Source organism: Mycobacterium sp. 852002-10029_SCH5224772 (assembly GCF_001667315.1).
Classification (GTDB): Bacteria; Actinomycetota; Actinomycetes; order Mycobacteriales; family Mycobacteriaceae; genus Mycobacterium.
Map to the genome: position 1 here is coordinate 16,489 of NZ_LZHT01000089.1, position 16,696 is coordinate 33,184.

A 16,696-nucleotide genomic window follows, 5' to 3' on the forward strand; every position below is an offset into this window, starting at 1 on the left:
TCATCCTGATTGCCAGGTGCTCGGCATCATCGGCACGCGGGGGCCATCACTGAACCCGTCCCGGGACAGCGTCGCCAACCCTGCAGCCTCGGCCGCATCAGATTTGGCTGCGGCACCGACGAATCCGAGCGGCCCCGCGCTGTCCTCCGCCGGCCGGGTTGCGTACGGATCGTCAGCGTCGCGGCCCGGATCCACATCGTGGTCTGAGTCCATGAATTCGTAGCGGTACGCGCGCTCGGTGGCGGTTCCGCCGCGGCGCCGACGGGCCCGGGCCTTTTTCTTGGCCGAGGCGGCCGCGGCTGCGCCCGCGGGCGCGTCGAGGTCGTCCGACGACGGTTCCTCCGACTTCCGGCGTGACCGACTGCTCGCGCTGCCGCGTGCCGACAGTCCCGACAACCCCACCGCGTAGAGGGCATTGGACAAACCCACGCCGATGCCGTCTGTCGCCGTCGGACCGAAACCGACGCCGGGTCCCCCGCCGACCGGTCCGCCGCCGACCGATCCGGCGACCGTCGTCGCGGGGGCGGTAGACGGTGTCGGCACGTGGTTCACGCTCGCGGGCGCGCCGGCGATGATCGGCGCCGGCGCGACCACCGGAGCCGGCGCCGCCGCGACGGCCGGGACGGGCGGGGCCATCGAGAGCGGGGCCGCGACGCTGATCGCGGTGACCGCGGCCGCCGCCCCACCGGCCGCGGCCGCGCCGATGGCGGCAACGACGACCGGGGCGAGCACCACCGCCATTTGAATCGCAAGCTGAATGAACGGCCAGAAGATCATCAGGGTGTGGAAGATGGCCCAACCGAGCGCGCTCGACAGGGCCGGCGACAGTCCCAGCTGCCCGAAAAACGAGGCGAGACTGTTGACCCACGGCACCGGCGGAAACGGCCACCCGTTGGGGTTGAGTTCTTCGGACACCGGCCAGGCGAAATTCTGGGTGTATTGCTTCAGCCACGCCGTCAGCTGGTCCATCCAGGACGGATACGTCTGCGTCGCCGTGGTGGCCTGCTGCTGGGCGCTCGACGTATCGGCGTTGTTGAGGTTGGAGCCGGAATCCGCCGCCGGCGCCACGGCGGCCGCTTGCATTGCGGCGACCCCGGCGGTGCCCGCCTCGGCGCCCGGGACGACGATCGGCGGCGCGGGTGTGGTCGGCGGAAGGGCCGCCAGGGCGGATTCACTGACGGCCTGGTAGGTGGTCATCGTCGTGGCGGCCTGTACCCACATGCGCGCGTAGTCGGCCTCGTTGACGGCGATGGGGATGGTGTTGATGCCGAAGAAGTTCGTGGCGACCAGCGTCCCGTGAATCGCGTGATTGGCCGCGAGTTCGCCCAGCGTCGGCATGGCGGCCAGCGCGGCGGTGTAGGCGGTGGCCGCGGTCTCGTGCAGACTCGCCGCGGCTGAGCTTTTGGCCGCGCTCTCCAGCAGCCAGGCCTGGTAGGGCACGTGCGCGGCCACGTACTGATCGGCGGTGGGTCCGTCCCATGCCCCGGCCTGCACGGTGCCCAGCAACCCGGTGAGTTCGGTTGCCGCGGTCGCATAGTCGGTGCTCATCGACGACCATGCCGTCGCGGCGGCCAGCAGCGGGGCGGGGCCGGGGCCGCTGCTGAGCAAGGTCGAGTGCACCTCGGGCGGAAACGCGGCCCAGATCGGGGCGGTCATCGTCGGGGGCCTTCGGGCAAGAACACGAATACCTCTTCGGTGAATCTCGTGGATGGGCTGGCGATGCGTACGACCAGAGGTCGGTTGCGGCCGCCGTTTAGTTCCCGCCTCTTCGTTCGGGCGCCAAATTCCGGGAGTCTTTGCGCGCGGACCGGCCGTGCTGCAACGATGCAGGGATGCGGTGTGACGTCGCGCGTGAAGCGCTGTCGGCTCGATTGGACGGGGAGCGTCCCCAGGTGCTCGCGCAGCAGGTCGACGCCCACCTTGAATCGTGCCGCAGTTGCCGCTCCTGGCTAATCGGGGCGGCGGCGCAGACCCGTCGCTTGGCGTCGGTCACGCCCGGCGAGGGACCCGACCTGGTCGACAAAATCATGGCCAGCATCGGCGAGCCGCCTTCCGGACACCAGACGTGGATGCGCTGGTTGCGCTCGCACTACCGGCGGTGGGGGCTGATCGGTGTGGGCCTGTTCCAGGTGGCGATTGCCGCCGCCCAGATCAGTGGGGTCGATTTCGGCATGGTGTCCGCTCACATGCACGGAGCGATGTCGGGCGAGCACCTGATGCACGAGTCCACAGCGTGGTTGCTGGCGTTGGGTTTGGCGATGGTCGCCGCCGGCATCTGGCCCGCCTCCGCGTCGGGCGTGGCAGCGATCACGGGTGTGTATTCCATTGCCCTCCTTGGCTATGTGATCGTCGATGCCTTCGCGGAACAGGTCACGGCCACCAGGATCGCCAGTCACATGCCTCTGCTGTTGGGGCTGGCATTCGCGATGCTGGTGGCGCGGGAACGTGTGGGTTCGCACCGGCGGCACGGCTCCGATAGCGCGGTGGACGCCGACTTTCCCGCCTCGGCGGCCGACTCCCCCGGTGGTCGCGGGCGCAGACACCTGCGGCCGATCAACCACGCGGCCCATGCCGCACCCTCTACGACGACCCGTCGTAGGGTCGGAAAACCCGCGCAACTAAGGTGGTTGAGCATGATCGCGCCGAGCGACGACGAGGCGGTAACCGAGCTCGCGTTGTCAGCCGCACGCGGGAACGCGCGAGCGCTTGAGGCGTTCATCAAAGCCACTCAGCAAGACGTGTGGCGTTTCGTCGCCTACCTGTGCGACGCGGGCAACGCCGACGATCTGACCCAGGAGACTTTTTTGCGCGCCATCGGCGCGATCGAACGGTTCTCCGGCCGCTCCAGTGCCCGGACGTGGCTGCTCTCCATCGCGCGCCGGGTGGTGGCCGATCACATCCGCCACCTGCAGTCGCGGCCGCGCACCGCCCTCGGCGCCGACCCGGAACACGTGGTGCGCGGCGACCGCCACGCCCGCGGGTTCGAAGACCTCGTTGAGGTGACGACGATGATCGCCGGCCTGAACCCCGAACAGCGGGAAGCGCTTTTGCTCACGCAGTTGCTCGGGCTGCCCTACGCCGATGCCGCCGCGGTGTGTGGATGCCCGGTGGGCACCATCCGGTCGCGGGTAGCGCGCGCCCGCGATGCGCTGCTGGCCGACGGCGAGCGCAGCGACCTAACCGGCTAGCGCGCCAACCCATTCGGCGGCCTCGGCCACGGTGCCGACGCTCGACACATCCGCCGGCAGCGGGGGGCGCGCCACCATCACCACCGCAACATCGAGCGCTGCAGCAGCATCCAGCTTCGCCCGCGTCATCTGCCCCCCGCTGTTCTTGGTGACCAGCGCGTCGATGCGGTGCTCGCGCAACAGCGCGAGTTCGTCGTCGTAGCGATACGGGCCGCGCGAGAGCACCAGCTGGTGATGACGCGGGAGCGAGGTGCCGTCCGGTTCGGTGACCGCCCGGATCAAAAACCACGCGTCGCTGTCAGCGAACACGTTAACGCCCGAACGACCGGTGGTGAGAAATATTCTCGAATAGCGTTGTCGGACAACGGTCTCAGCGGCCTCAGTGTCCGATCTGACGACAATAGCGGTGCCGGGATCCCAGGTCGGGCGCGCCAGGATCAGGTGAGGGATCCGTAATTCGGCGCACGCCCCGGCGGCATGCGCCGTCATGGTGGCCGCGAACGGATGGGTGGCGTCCACGACGGCGTCGATGCGTTCGTCGCGCAGCCAGCGCCGTAATCCGTCGGCGCCGCCGAAGCCGCCGATGCGCACGGGTCCCACCGGCAGGGCCGGATCCGGTACCCGGCCCGCCAGGGAGCTGATGATGTCGATGCCGGGGTGCAGGGCCTTCGCCAGCGCGCGCGCCTCGCCCGTGCCCCCGAGCAGCAGGACCCGCATCAGTGCCTGCTCCCCCGGGTCCGCCCGGTCGAATACAGGTAGCTGTCCGTGAATTCGCCCGCGGTCAGCGCGTCGCCGACGACGATGACGGCGGTTTTGGTGATGTTGGCCTCATGCATCTGGGCGGCGAGGTCGGCCAGTGTGCCACGCAGCACCGTCTCCTGCGGCCAGCTCGCGAAAGCCACCACAGCAGCCGGTGTTTCGGGCCGGTAGCCACCGTCGAGGAGTTGCGGGACGATGGCGTCGATCTGGGCGGCCGCCAGATGCAGGACCAGCGTGGCGCCGGATCGGGCGAGCGCCGCCAGATCTTCGCCGGGCGGCATCGCGGTGGACAGGGTCGCCACCCGGGTCAGCGTCACCGTCTGCGCGACCCCGGGGACGGTGAGTTCGCGCTTCAGGACGGCCGCCGCGGCGGCGAAAGCCGGTACACCAGGGACGATTTCGTAGCCGATGCCCAGCGCGTCGAGCCGGCGACACTGCTCGGCCAGCGCGCTGTACAGCGACGGGTCGCCGGAGTGCAGCCGCGCCACGTCGTGTCCGGCGGCGTGCGCCTCGCTCAGCTCGGTGATGATCTGCTCCAACGTCAACGGGCCGGTGTCAACGATTTTCGCGTCCTGGGGGCAGAGAGCGAGCAGTTCGTCGGGCATGATCGACCCGGCGTACAGGCACACTGCGCACGTTTGGAGCAGCCGTTGACCGCGGACGGTGATCAGGTCGGCGGCGCCCGGGCCCGCGCCGATGAAGTACACCGTCATTTGGTCATCGCCCACTGGGTGACCGGATAGTGCGGCTGCCAGCCAGTGAAGGCGCCCAGCGCCTTGCCGTGATAGTGCTGGAACCGTCGCAGCTTTCCGCCGAGACGCGTATATGCCTGCGTAACAGCGGCTTCCGACTCGATTGTGACCACGTTGACGACGAGTCTCCCCCCGGCGGGCAGCTGGTCGAGACAGGCGTCGAGCAGACCGGGCTGGGTCAGCCCGCCGCCGATGAAGATCGCCGACGGTGGCTCGGCACCATCGAAGGCGTCAGGGGCCTCGCCGCGCACGTCGATGCCGACGCCGAAGGCCGCGGCGTTGCATTCGAGGTTGTGACGGCGCCGTTCGTCGCGTTCGAATGCGACCGCGCCGCAACGCCGTCCACTCAGGCACCACTCGACGCTGATGCTGCCCGAGCCCGCGCCGACGTCCCATAGCCGCTCCCCCGGCCGCGGCGCCAGCGCGGCCAGCGTCACCGCGCGGATCCCCTGTTTGGTGATTTGGCCGTCGTGCGTGAACACGTCGTCGGGCAGGGGTGAGACGCGTTCGTCGGGCAGGTAGCGCACGGCGATCACGTTGAGGTCGTCGACGTGTCCCGGGGCGCCGTGGGCCCAGTCCCGGGCGGTGCCGTCGTGGCGGTGTTCGTCTGGGCCGCCGAGTCTTTCGAGCACGGTGAACCGCGAATCGCCACGGCCGTGTGCGTTGAGCAGCGCGGCCAGCTCGGCGGGTGTGGATTTGCCGTGCGACAGCACGATCGCTTGGCCACCGCGGCGCACGGCGGTGTGCGGCTGCGCGGTGACCAGGCTGATCACTTCGGTGTCGTGGACGTTCCAGCCCATCCGCGCGCACGCCAGCGTCACCGACGAGACGTGCGGCAGCACCTTGACGTTGTCGCGGCCGTGTAGGCGGATCAGCGTGCTACCGATACCGTGCAGCAGTGGATCGCCGCTGGCCAGCACGTGCACGTCGCCGGCGTGGTCGTTGAGCAGGGTTTGCAGGGCGGGCAGCATGGGTGAGGGCCACGGCCGGCGGGGCGCGGGCACCGTGTCATCGAGAAGGTCGAGTTGCCGCGGTGACCCGTAAATGATTGTGGCCCTGTGCAGTTCGGCCTTCGATGCGTCGGTGAGACCGGCCATGCCGTCGGCCCCGATACCGACCACGACGATCATGAGCGCCGATCCTGCTCGCGGATCATCGTGGCATCCTGCGCCAGACGAATCGGGGCAACATCCGCATCAGGGCGGCCGCGGGCCCCAGCGCCCACGGGATCCATACGGTGCGTCGGCTTTTCGCCAGGGCACGCGCCGTCGCGGCGGCCACCTGCGCGGGCGTGCTAGGGAGTGGTGCCGGCGTCATGCCTTCCGTCATACGCCCGATGACAAATCCCGGGCGGGCAATAAGGAGCCGCACCCCGGTGCCGTGCAGTGCGTCGGCCAGGCCGCTCGCGAAGCCGTCCAGGCCCGCCTTGGCCGAGCCGTAGACGTAGTTGGCGCGGCGCACCCGCGCGCCGGCGATCGACGAGAACACCACCAACTGGCCTTCGCCGGCGTTGCGCATGGCGGTGGCCAGGTGGGTCAACATGCTGACCTGGGCGACGTAGTCGGTGTGCACGACGGCGACCGCGTGTGCTGCGTCGGCCTCCGCGCGGGCCTGATCGCCCAGGATGCCGAACGCCAACACCGCGGTTTGGATGGGCCCGTGGTCGGCGATGATGTCGCGGACCAGCGGGCCGTGCGATGCCAAGTCGTCGGCATCGAATTCCCTGGTGTCGACCGCGGTGGCGCCGGCGGCTTTCAGCGCGCTGACCTCGTCAGCGAGCTGATCGGCGTTCCGCGCGGCCAGCACCACCGTCGCGCCGGGCGCGAGGAGCCGCGCCAGCTCGACCCCGATTTCGCTGCGTCCGCCCAGGATGAGTATTGGGCCCGCGCCCGTGTCGTCCACGGCTGCGATTATTACCTGCGCTAGCGTGAGCGGTGATGGCGAATACCACTACCCGGCTCACCGACGAGGCCCTTGCGTTTCTGTCGGAACGCCATCTGGCCATGTTGACCACGCTGCGAGCTGACAATTCGCCGCATGTGGTGGCGGTCGGTTTCACTTTTGACCCCAAGACGCACATCGCGCGGGTCATCACCACCGGCGGTTCGCAGAAGGCGGTCAACGCCGATCGTGGCGGCATGGCCGTGCTGAGCCAGGTCGACGGCGCGCGGTGGCTGTCACTGGAGGGCCGGTCCAAGGTCAACAGCGACGTGGGCGCGGTGCGCGACGCCGAGCTACGCTACGCCCAGCGCTACCGCACGCCCCGCCCCAATCCGCGACGCGTGGTGATCGAGGTTCAGGTGGAGCGGGTGCTGGGGTCGTCGGATCTTTTGGACCGGGGCGCGTAGTTAGTCTGTCTGGCTTCGGCGGTAACGACTGTCTGATGGCACGCTTTACAGCAACTCAGAATCGCGAATACTTCCTCGCGCTCAAGCGAGCGGCGCGAATAACGGTTTGCCGTCGGGGTGAGCAAAAGATTCTTTTATCGTATCGATGGATACATTGAAGTAATGCGATAATTCAACCAATCTGTCCTCCGCCGCAATTGCCACCATGGAGCCATTGGGATCGATCAGAGCATCTTGCTCTCTGCCGGCAAAAACTACTTCGCTAAGGTGAAAACCTTCTTTTAGTTCGTCACGGCTGAACGGTTTCTTTACACGTTCCATGCCGCGCGATTTGCGGACTGATCCACCGAAATGAGCATACAGGTATTTTTCGACCAGCTCCATCGTATTCGCGCCCAAATGGAAGGTCTCCGAGCCCATCCGATCAGAGGACGTTATGACGTAAAATCCATTTTCAGCACTGATAAAATAACGACGTTCTCCGCCTTTATTCCAAATAATTGGACGGCCATCGTCGGTCTGGGCGCCCTGGATCAGGTTCATTCCGGCGAGACCGATCCATTCCACTAGGCCAGGTGAAAGCTCGACGCTGTTTGTCATGGTCTTAGGACCTGCCCAGTGATAAGTTCGTCCACGGTCCGTGCGTTACCCCGAGCATCAAAGATGCGTACCTGGAGTGATCCGCCCCTTTGGCCCAGGCCGGGCGCGACTTCTGATACTTCAATGGTCCACCCCTCCGGAAGATTACTAAGCCTGTATGCATGATATGGATCCCCTAGCGAACTAGCGTGGAGAGCTCGGCCTTCCCAGGAAGCGGCTTGCCCATCTTCCATAACGGCTAAGTATGCGCCCTCGTCATCGCCGATGCGATCAAGCTGAGGGCCATAGTCGCGCACGAAATACCTCATGTTTGAATAAGCAACACGGGTGCCTGGCGCTGCTCCATGGTTATCGGGGAAGTTAAACCAGTGCTCTCCTTGGGGGCCCAGCTTGTTAAAGCGCTCCTCGTATTCGTGCTGCGAATACGCGTGCCCGTGTTGGTCGCGGCCGAAGGGCGCATCCGGGTCCTCCATCAGTTTCCTTACGTCTGCGCTCAGGTGGTCAGAATCCGCAGGGTTGTACGAATAGTCCCAGTGATCGTCCAGCGGCTCGCCATAGTGGGGGTCAATTTCCTCGTCCGGCAACCGATGCCATCCGTCGCCAGACGACTCGTGCGAATGGACGGGATCTTGACGCTCGCCGCCGGAGGAGTCGCCATGACCGTGTCCCGGCGGGTCGTCACCGTCCGGGACCTTTCCGTCCGGCCGATCTCCCGAGTGACCCCCGCCGCCATCGCCATGTCCACTGGGATCGCCGCCGGGTGGCTCTCCAAGGGTGCGCGCGCCCGGAGGGTCGCCGTCGCCAAGCCCATGTGGGCCACCACCACTGGGCGTTGGTAGTTCCGCCGGGCGGCCGCCTGGAGCCTCGAAATGGGGCGCCGCCGTTGAAGGCGACGGCGCCGGCGAGTGGGCCGAGACCGTTGCGGCCTCTCCGGAAGATCCGCTCGGCGACACCGGCACTTGTGCTGGCGAATGGTCGAGTAGTTGCGGAGTCGCCGACGGCAGCCCGTCGCCAGCAGCCTGCACAAACCTAGAGCGTGAACCGACGGCCGGCGCCGAGGCCGGTTCGTGCGGGCCACCCGGGGGTTCCGCGACTGGATCATGGGCTCCGCCGGCAGGCACGGATACCGGCTCACGCGGCTCCTCCGCCGGCACCGACACGGGTTCGTGCGGGCCGCCGGATGGGGTGGGCACCGGTTCGTGCGGGCCGGATGGCGTCGATACCGGATCGTGCGGGCCGCCCGGGGCGGCCGGCGCGGCCGGAGGCGCGGGCTCAGCTGCTGGTTCGTGCAAACCAGAACCACCCGGCGGAGGCGCGGCGGCCGGCACCGGCGCAGGCGCCTGATCATGCAACCCACCAGAACCACCCGGCGACGTCGCGGGAGTAGGTGACGGATCCGGCCCATGGGGACCGCCGCTTGGGCTGCCCGAGGGTGACGGCGAATCGCCAGCCGGGCCGGCTGATCCCGGGGAGGTTGTCGCAGGCGTTGACGCCTGAGGTGCGCCCGGGGCACCGTCGGCCGGGCGGGGCGCCGATTCGACTGGCGCCTCAATCGGCTTGCCAGGCAATGCCACCGGACTCCCGCTCGCTGGAGGCTCGAACTTCGGCAGGTCGTTCGTGACTCCGTCGAGGTTTTTGGTCAGCTCGCTGCCCGTTTTGGTGATGTCGGTCAGCGCACCCCGGGCGCCGGTGACCCCGCCAAGCCCTTCGGCCCCTTTTCCGCTGACACGGCCGGTGGCGCCGGCGGCGTCCGCCTCCGCTTCGGCGGCGCGTGCGGCAGCACCCGCACCGTCCGCCGCCGCGCCTGCCCCACCGAGACCTGGCGCGATCAGCGTAACGCCGTCGAACAGGTTTTCACCGGCTCCCAATCCCGGCCGGTCACCGGTCCAATCCTCGGCATGCACTAAGCCTTTCAGCTCCTGAAGCCGCGTTTGCGCGAACTCCTGGGGATTGAGGGCGGCGTTGAACAAATTCCCTTTCCATGCGTTCTTGGCCAGCCCGGTCCAGGTGGCGCCCACACCCTGCGGGTCGACGGCGAGCCAATGCGGGCTCAGGTCGACGAGGTTTAGCCCCATGCCGACCGCAGCTTTGAGAACACCCTCGTGGGCGTTGATATAGGTATCGAATACAGTCGCCACCGGATTACCGACGTCCTCACCCAAGATCTCGACGAGACCGCGCCGCGCGTACTTTTCGCAGGTGACGATCTGGCGATCGGCCGCTTGCATGAGCAACCTGATCCCCTGTTCGCTGGCCCGGGCTTCCTGTCCCAGATGATGGAGTACGTCGCTGATGTCCTTGGCGATCTTTTTGATCTCGTCCCATGCGTCGCCGTCGATAATCAGCATGATGTCGTGACCGAGATCGCCTAAAGATCCGATCCTGTGCAGCAGGTCCCGGATCGCGTGTTGGGCGTGGTCAACCTGGTCGGCAAACTTATCGATAGTGGTCGCCAGTTTGCCGCACTGCTCTCCGATAGTCGCTGCGGCAGAACCTATTTCGGCCAGAGCGTTATCGATCTTCTCGCCTTCAGGAATGTGTTGGCTATCGAACAGTGCCTTCGCCCCGTTGAGAGTTCCCTGAACCCCCTGGGCTGCCGCAGCGAAGCCACGCCAACGCGATGCGGCCGCACGCAAACCCGCCACGTCGCCGTCGGGCCATAGCTCGAGGACGAGCGACTGCACGACCGCCCACAGCAGCGGTGGCGGTTCGCCGGGCCCCATCGTTCCCGGTGCTTTGGGCGCCGCGAGCTCAGCCGGCGGAGACGGCGGCTTCAAAACGCCGCCACCGCCGCCCAGTGTCGAAGCCGCGTCGACATTCGAATAGTTCGCCGCGCCCTGCTGGATGATGGCCCCGCATTGCCGGCACGCGTTGACGGCAGCGGCCGCCGCCTTCAGCAGCGATTCGGCCGTGTCTTGATACGCCAAGCCGAACACCTCGCCGGCGCGGTCCACCCCCGTGTGGGCCGAAAAACCAGCGGTCAGGATGCTCAGACTTGCGGCAAGTCCATCACCGGCGGCAACCACGGCGCTGCCTGCGGCATACATCGCAGCCGGATCAACGGCCAAGGGAGCCACACGCGAAAGTTTCGCTCAGGACCGCCCGTCGCCGCTACTCACCCAATGATCGCTGCCGCCAAGCTAGCCGCGCCCCCGAGCCCCCACAACTCACTCATCCCCAGCGTCAGGTCACGGGAACGACGATCAGTTCGTGCGGCCGGTTGTTGACGGCCAGGGCTCCCTCGTCCGTCACGACGACGATGTCCTCGATGCGCGCGCCCCAACGGCCCGGGAAGTAGATGCCCGGCTCGATGGAAAACGCCATGCCCGCGGTGAGTGGCAGGTCGTTTCCGGCGACGATGTAGGGCTCTTCATGCACCGACAAGCCGATGCCGTGCCCGGTGCGGTGCACGAAGTACTCGGCGAGTCCTTCCGCGGCCAGCACCTCGCGGGCGGCCGCGTCGACCTGCTCGGCCGTCACCCCCGGGCGGACCGCGTCATAAGCCGCGCGCTGAGCGCGCTGCAGCACCGAATACTGTTGGACTACCTCAGGATTCGGCTCCCCGATGCTGTACGTGCGCGTCGAGTCGGAGTTGTAACCGGGTTCATAGGCCCCGCCGATGTCGACGACGACGATGTCACCCGCCTGCAGTTCGCGATCCGAATATCCGTGGTGCGGGTCGGCGCCGTGCGGTCCGGATCCGACGATAATGAACGACACCTCCGAATGCCCTTCGGCCACAATGGCGTTCGCGATGTCGGCAGCCACGTCGGCCTCGGTGCGGCCCGGGACCAAAAACTCCGGCACCCGGGCGTGCACCCGATCGATGGCCGCACCGGCTTTGCGCAACGCATCGATCTCGCATTCCTCCTTGACCATCCGCAGCGTGCGCAACACATCGGTGGCCAGAACGGGCAGCACACCGAGCACACCTGCCAGCGGCAAAAGATGCAGTGCCGGCATGGAATCGGTGACCGCGGTCGCGGCCGGGGTGCCGCCCAGCGCGGCGCCCACCAGATCGTAGGGATTGTCACCGTCGACCCAATCGCACACCGCCAGACCGAGTTCGGCGATGGCCGACCCCTTGAGCGAAGCCAGCTCCAGTCGCGGCACCACCACCGTCGGATCACCGGATGCGGGCAACACCAGCGCGGTGAACCGCTCCAAGGTCTGGGCGCGCGACCCGACCAGGTAGCGCAGGTCATATCCGGGTGTGATGACCAGCCCGGCCAGACCCGCGTCGGCGGCCGCGGCGGCGGCCGTGCCCAGGCGGCGGGCATACACAGCTGCGTCGAAGCGGTGCGACTCCATGGCAGCCAGGCTAACCCGCCCGCCGAACGTCGACTCGTTGCGCCGATTCGCCAGTTGGTCGACAACAAGGCGACGTTCGGCGGTGTGAGACCGTCCGGCAGCGACGTGGGACCATGGTCCCCATGCGCGGACCCGTGTTGCTGCTCGATGGCGCCAGCATGTGGTTCCGCTCGTATTTCGGGGTTCCTTCCTCGATCACCGCCCCCGACGGCCGACCCGTCAACGCCGTCCGCGGGTTCATCGACTCCGTCGCGGTGGTGATCACCCAGCAGCGGCCCAGCCGGCTGGTGGTCTGCCTGGACCTCGATTGGCGTCCGCAGTTTCGGGTTGACCTCGTGCCGTCCTACAAGGCCCACCGCGTGGCCGAGCCGGAGCCGCGGGGCGAGCCGGACGTCGAGGAGGTCCCGGACGACCTGACGCCCCAGATCGACATGATCGCCGAACTGCTTGACGCCTTCGGGATTCCGACGGCCGGCGCGGAGGGTTACGAGGCCGACGACGTGCTGGGCACGCTCGCAGCGCGGGAACGCGACGACCCGGTGGTGGTCGTCAGCGGTGACCGCGACCTGATGCAGGTGGTGTCGGACGATCCCGTTCCGGTGCGGCTCCTCTACCTCGGCCGCGGGCTGAGCAAAGCCACCTTGTTCGGGCCCGCCGAGGTGGCCGAACACTATGGCGTGCCGGTGGAGCGGGCCGGGCCCGCCTACGCCGAATTCGCGCTGCTGCGCGGCGACCCGTCCGACGGCCTGCCGGGCGTTCCGGGCGTCGGCGAGAAAACCGCGGCGACGCTGCTGGCCCAGCACGGTTCGCTGGAACAGATCCTGGCCGCCGCCCACGACCCGAAGTCGAAGATGGCGAAGGGCTTGCGGGCGAAACTGCTGGGCGCACTGGACTACATCGAGGCGGCCGGCCAGGTGGTGCGGGTGGCCACCGACGCGCCCGTCACCTTCTCGACCGCCGACGACGAACTACCGCTGGTCGCCGCCGATCCGCAACGAACCGCCAAGCTGGCGACCGAACTCGGCGTCGGCTCGTCGATCGCTCGCTTGCAAAAAGCGCTCGACGCGCTGCCCAACTGACTACTGCGGGCGGCCGACCTCGTAGGTGCCCTTGTTGTCCTGGAAGGTCACCGTCACGTGCTTCGGCGCACCGTCGATGCTGACGTCGCAGTCGAAGGTGGCGCCCTTCTTGACGGTCGGGTTCTGGCCGTGGTTGCACTTGACGTCTTTGACGTTCTTGGCGCCGTAGCCGTTGGTTTCGTCGCTGAGGACCTGTTGGACCCCGGCCTGCGCCTTGCTGACATCCAGCTTGGTGGTGACGAAGAAGCCGGGCTGCCAGAAGCCCAGCACCAGCACGACGACGACGAGCAGCAACGCGATGGCACCGCCCACACCGGCGATCACCCCAACCGGTCGCTTCTTGCCGGGCTGCTCATACGGCGGGTACTGCTGCGGGTACTGGCCCGGCTGCCCGTATTGGCCGTATTGGCCGTACTGGCCCGGCTGCGGGTACTGGCCCGGCTGGCCGTACTGGCCGGGCTGCGGGTACTGGCCCGGCTGCCCGTATTGACCCGGCTGGGCGTATTGGCCGGGCTGCCCGTATTGCCCGGGCTGCCCGTACTGACCCGGCTGCTGGGGGTAGTGCTGCGGATAGGCCTGTTCAGCCGGCTGCTGGTACTGCGGGTACTCGGCGGGCGGCGTGTACGCGGGGGCCTGCCACGACGCTTCCTGGGTCGACTGGTCTTGCCAGGTCGGCGCCACCTGGGTCGGGTCTGACGAGTGGTCGCTGCCTTGACCTTGGCCGGGGGGTTGCCACTGCTGGTCCGGTCCCTGCGGTCCGCTCATCTCTCTCCTCAGCCCCTCGTGTCTTAAGCATGGCTATCGGCGTTTAACGGTAGCTCCGGCCTAGCCTACCCGGCGTCAACTGCGACGACGCCGCGCCGAATGTCGTTGATGGCCCGCTTGGCGGTGGCCCGCACCTCGGCGTCCGGGGCGGCATTGCGCACCTGATCCAGCAGGTCAAGCGCCTGCCGGCACCACCGCACAAAATCCCCCGCCAGCAGGGGCGAGCCAGTGCCGGCCGGGTCAGCCGCCGCCAGCGCCGCGACCAGATCACCGGTGCGGGCCCAGCGATAGATGACGTTGACGAAGCCGTCGTCGGGTTCGCGGCTCGGGGCGATCCGGTGCGTCTGCTCATCGGCGCGCAGCGCCACGGACAGCCTCGACGTCTGCTGCAGCGCCTGCCGTAATGGCTGTGTGGGGGCGTCGGCCGCAAACGCCGCCCCCGGCCCGTCCCCGCCGCGGGTCTCGTAGAGCACCGACGAGACCACCGCCGCGAGCTCGGGCGGCTTCAACCCCGACCAGGCGCCGGTGCGCAGGCATTCGGCGACCAGCAGGTCGCTTTCGCTGTAGATGCGCGCCAGCAGCCGGCCGTGGTCGGTCACGCGGGGATCCCCGTCTCGCGCCTCGATGAAGCCACGCTCGGTGAGCAGCCCGACGATCCGGTCGAATGTTCGGGCCAGCGAATTGGTCGCTGCCGCAACCTTTTTCTCCAATTGTGCGTTGTCGCGTTCGATCCGCAAATAACGCTCGGCCTGCCGGACCTGTGCTTCCAGGCCGGGCGTGTTGTGCGACGGGTGCCGGCGCAGCTGTTCGCGCAGCGACGCCAGCTCGGGGTCGTGAAATTCACCGTCGCCGTCCCGATGTCCGCCGCGGCGCTTGGCCGGAATGGTCAGCCCGGCGGCCGCCGACCGCAGCGCCGACGCCAGATCACGCCGCACCCGCGGCTGGCGGTGCTCGACCCGCTTCGGCAGTGACATCGAACCGACCGGCGCGGACATACCCGAATAGTCGGCCGAGGAAATCCTTCCCGCCCAGCGGTTTTCGGTCAGCACCAACGGTCGCGGGTCAGAGCTGTCGCGGGCCGATTCGAGCACCACGGCCAGTCCACCGCGTCGGCCGTGGGTGATGTTGATGATGTCGCCCCGGCGCAGCGCGGCCAGCGCGTCGCTGGTCGCCTGCCGTCGCTGTAGCCGCGAGGCCCGGGACTGCGCGCGTTCCATCTCGGAGATGCGCGCCCGCATCCGGGCGTACTCCAGGATCGGCGCCTTGGGCCCGCCCAGCTCGGCGGCGATCTCGGCGAGCATCGCGGTGCCCCGCTCGATGCCACTCACCAGCCCGACCACGGAACGGTCGGCCTGATACTGCGCAAACGACTGCTCTAGCAACCGATGTGCCTGCTCGGGGCCCATCTGCTGCACCAGGTTGATCGTCATGTTGTAGGACGGGGCGAACGAACTGCGCAGCGGGAAGGTGCGGGTGGAGGCCAGCCCGGCCACCGCGGAGGGTTCGGTGGTTTCTTCGCTGGGATTCCAGAGCACCACCGCGTGGCCCTCGACATCGATGCCGCGCCGCCCGGCGCGCCCGGTCAGCTGGGTGTACTCCCCGGGCGTCAGCGCCACGTGCTGCTCGCCGTTGAACTTGACCAGCCGCTCGAGAACCACGGTGCGCGCGGGCATGTTGATTCCGAGCGCCAAGGTCTCGGTGGCGAACACCGCCCTGACGAGCCCGGCCGTGAAAAGCTCTTCGACCGTGTGCCGGAAGGCGGGCAACATGCCGGCGTGATGGGCGGCCAGACCGCGCAGCAGCCCCTCCCGCCACTCGTAGTAGCCGAGCACGGCCAGGTCCGAGTCGGCGAGATCGCCGCAGCGATGTTCGATCACCTCAGCGATCTGCGCGCGTTCCTCCTGAGTGGTCAGCTGCAAGGGCGAGCGCAGGCATTGCTGGACGGCAGCGTCGCAGCCGGCCCGGGAGAACACGAACGTGATCGCCGGCAGCAACCCTTCGGAATCCAGGGTCGCGATGACGTCCGGCCGTGCCGGTGTGCGGTAGAAGCGGGGCCGGCCCGACCGTGCCGGTGGACGCCCGCGTCCGGCGCTTCGACGCGGTTGCCAATCCGACATCCGATCGGCCTCACGGCGATGGGTGATGTGCCGCAACAGATCTGGGTTGACGCGCGGCTCACGCGCGGCACCCGGTTGCTCGGGGGCTTCCGAATTACGGTAGTCGAAGAGGTCGAATAGCCGCTTGCCCACCAACACGTGTTGCCACAGCGGCACCGGCCGGTGCTCGTCGACCACGACCGTCGTATCGCCCCGCACGGTCTGGATCCAGCCGCCGAACTCCTCGGCGTTGCTCACCGTCGCCGACAGGCTGACCACCCGCACCTCGTCGGGCAGGTGCAGGATCACTTCTTCCCACACCGGCCCCCGCATCCGGTCGGCCAGGAAATGCACCTCATCCATCACCACGTACGAAAGTCCCCGCAGCGCAGGCGAATCCGCGTAGAGCATGTTGCGCAGCACTTCGGTCGTCATGACCACCACGGGCGCGTCGCCGTTGACCGACATGTCCCCGGTGAGCAGGCCGATGCGGTCGCGGCCGTAGCGGGCCGTCAAGTCGGTGTGCTTCTGGTTGCTCAGCGCTTTGAGCGGCGTGGTGTAGAAGCATTTGCCGCCGGCGGCCAGCGCCAAGTGCACCGCGAATTCGCCGACGACCGTCTTGCCGGCCCCGGTCGGCGCGCAGACCAGCACGCCGTGGCCGCGTTCGAGCGCCGCGCACGCCCGGTGCTGAAAGCCGTCGAGCGCGAAGGGCAGGTCCGCGGCGAATCGGGTGAGCTCAACCAACTCCGTCACGCCACTGCCCCGTTGCGCGAGGCTGCGCAGTTGTACGTCAACACC

13 protein-coding genes and 1 pseudogene are annotated in these 16,696 nt (G+C 68.0%); 4 read left to right on the top strand and 10 right to left on the bottom strand.

The annotated features are described in order from the left end of the window. A complete protein-coding gene (locus A5775_RS15955) occupies window positions 1-1,656 on the bottom strand; it encodes a PPE family protein (protein WP_067254181.1) in 1,656 nt (551 codons plus the stop codon). Between the two features lie 176 nt (window positions 1,657-1,832). Between A5775_RS15955 and A5775_RS25880 the strand changes: the two are divergent. Both A5775_RS25880 and sigC read left to right on the top strand, forming a co-directional pair. Next, window positions 1,833-2,489: pseudogene (locus A5775_RS25880) on the top strand (DUF2275 domain-containing protein); the annotation flags it as partial. 144 nt (window positions 2,490-2,633) lie between these two features. Further along, window positions 2,634-3,188 carry an RNA polymerase sigma factor SigC gene (gene sigC / locus A5775_RS25885; protein ID WP_231995197.1) on the top strand — a complete coding sequence of 185 codons (555 nt, stop codon included), beginning with the start codon at window positions 2,634-2,636 and terminating at the stop codon, window positions 3,186-3,188. Here sigC and A5775_RS15965 read toward each other — a convergent pair. The 4 genes from A5775_RS15965 to A5775_RS15980 are packed head-to-tail and all read right to left on the bottom strand — an operon-like array spanning window position 3,177 to window position 6,601. After that, the gene (locus tag A5775_RS15965; protein WP_067254188.1) at window positions 3,177-3,905 is read right to left on the bottom strand and encodes a cobalt-precorrin-6A reductase; all 729 of its coding nucleotides are present in this window, start codon (window positions 3,903-3,905) and stop codon (window positions 3,177-3,179) included. The two genes, sigC and A5775_RS15965, sit on opposite strands and share 12 nt — an antisense overlap. Then, window positions 3,905-4,660 carry a precorrin-4 C(11)-methyltransferase gene (gene cobM, locus A5775_RS15970; RefSeq protein ID WP_067254191.1) on the bottom strand — a complete coding sequence of 252 codons (756 nt, stop codon included), beginning with the start codon at window positions 4,658-4,660 and terminating at the stop codon, window positions 3,905-3,907. Before cobM ends, A5775_RS15965 begins: the two co-directional genes overlap by 1 nt. Next, window positions 4,657-5,829: a bifunctional cobalt-precorrin-7 (C(5))-methyltransferase/cobalt-precorrin-6B (C(15))-methyltransferase gene (locus A5775_RS15975; protein WP_067254194.1), complete on the bottom strand. Its 1,173-nt coding sequence runs from the start codon at window positions 5,827-5,829 to the stop codon at window positions 4,657-4,659. The genes cobM and A5775_RS15975 overlap by 4 nt, the downstream gene beginning before the upstream one ends. Before the next feature lie 22 nt (window positions 5,830-5,851). Further along, on the bottom strand, window positions 5,852-6,601 hold the full coding sequence (locus A5775_RS15980; RefSeq protein ID WP_067254197.1) for an SDR family NAD(P)-dependent oxidoreductase: 750 nt from the start codon (window positions 6,599-6,601) through the stop codon (window positions 5,852-5,854). 35 nt (window positions 6,602-6,636) lie between these two features. On the opposite strand from A5775_RS15980, the gene A5775_RS15985 reads away from it, so the two are divergent. Continuing rightward, on the top strand, window positions 6,637-7,047 hold the full coding sequence (locus A5775_RS15985) for a F420-dependent biliverdin reductase (RefSeq protein ID WP_067254200.1): 411 nt from the start codon (window positions 6,637-6,639) through the stop codon (window positions 7,045-7,047). Window positions 7,048-7,128: 81 nt separating this feature from the next. On the opposite strand, the gene A5775_RS24985 is transcribed toward A5775_RS15985, so the two are convergent. The 3 genes from A5775_RS24985 to A5775_RS16005 all read right to left on the bottom strand — a co-directional run bounded on the left by A5775_RS24985 (window position 7,129) and on the right by A5775_RS16005 (window position 11,958). Continuing rightward, on the bottom strand, window positions 7,129-7,647 hold the full coding sequence (locus A5775_RS24985) for a TNT antitoxin family protein (protein ID WP_082953044.1): 519 nt from the start codon (window positions 7,645-7,647) through the stop codon (window positions 7,129-7,131). After that, window positions 7,644-10,724, bottom strand: a complete 3,081-nt coding sequence (locus A5775_RS24990; protein WP_082953045.1) for a glycohydrolase toxin TNT-related protein — start codon at window positions 10,722-10,724, stop codon at window positions 7,644-7,646. Before A5775_RS24990 ends, A5775_RS24985 begins: the two co-directional genes overlap by 4 nt. 106 nt (window positions 10,725-10,830) lie before the next feature. After that, on the bottom strand, window positions 10,831-11,958 hold the full coding sequence (locus A5775_RS16005; RefSeq protein WP_067254215.1) for a Xaa-Pro peptidase family protein: 1,128 nt from the start codon (window positions 11,956-11,958) through the stop codon (window positions 10,831-10,833). 122 nt (window positions 11,959-12,080) lie between these two features. On the opposite strand from A5775_RS16005, the gene A5775_RS16010 reads away from it, so the two are divergent. Further along, a complete protein-coding gene (locus tag A5775_RS16010; RefSeq protein ID WP_067254356.1) occupies window positions 12,081-13,037 on the top strand; it encodes a 5'-3' exonuclease in 957 nt (318 codons plus the stop codon). On the opposite strand, the gene A5775_RS16015 is transcribed toward A5775_RS16010, so the two are convergent. Then, window positions 13,038-13,802, bottom strand: coding sequence for a DUF4333 domain-containing protein (locus A5775_RS16015; RefSeq protein WP_067254218.1), 765 nt, complete (start codon window positions 13,800-13,802; stop codon window positions 13,038-13,040). A gap of 65 nt (window positions 13,803-13,867) precedes the next feature. Then, window positions 13,868-16,651 (bottom strand): RNA helicase, encoded by a 2,784-nt coding sequence (locus tag A5775_RS16020; protein ID WP_067254359.1) that lies wholly within the window; start codon window positions 16,649-16,651, stop codon window positions 13,868-13,870. Window positions 16,652-16,696: the final 45 nt, after the last annotated feature.

Bases quoted from the DNA above. Each gene is read 5' to 3' on its own strand.
- A5775_RS15955 (WP_067254181.1), bottom strand. From the start codon at position 1,656: ATGACCGCCCCGATCTGGGCCGCGTTTCCGCCCGAGGTGCACTCGACC.
- A5775_RS16015 (WP_067254218.1), bottom strand. From the start codon at position 13,802: ATGAGCGGACCGCAGGGACCGGACCAGCAGTGGCAACCCCCCGGCCAA.
- A5775_RS16005 (WP_067254215.1), bottom strand. From the start codon at position 11,958: ATGGAGTCGCACCGCTTCGACGCAGCTGTGTATGCCCGCCGCCTGGGC.
- A5775_RS16010 (WP_067254356.1), top strand. From the start codon at position 12,081: ATGCGCGGACCCGTGTTGCTGCTCGATGGCGCCAGCATGTGGTTCCGC.
- A5775_RS15985 (WP_067254200.1), top strand. From the start codon at position 6,637: ATGGCGAATACCACTACCCGGCTCACCGACGAGGCCCTTGCGTTTCTG.
- cobM (WP_067254191.1), bottom strand. From the start codon at position 4,660: ATGACGGTGTACTTCATCGGCGCGGGCCCGGGCGCCGCCGACCTGATC.
- A5775_RS15975 (WP_067254194.1), bottom strand. From the start codon at position 5,829: ATGATCGTCGTGGTCGGTATCGGGGCCGACGGCATGGCCGGTCTCACC.
- A5775_RS24985 (WP_082953044.1), bottom strand. From the start codon at position 7,647: ATGACAAACAGCGTCGAGCTTTCACCTGGCCTAGTGGAATGGATCGGT.
- A5775_RS15965 (WP_067254188.1), bottom strand. From the start codon at position 3,905: ATGCGGGTCCTGCTGCTCGGGGGCACGGGCGAGGCGCGCGCGCTGGCG.
- sigC (WP_231995197.1), top strand. From the start codon at position 2,634: ATGATCGCGCCGAGCGACGACGAGGCGGTAACCGAGCTCGCGTTGTCA.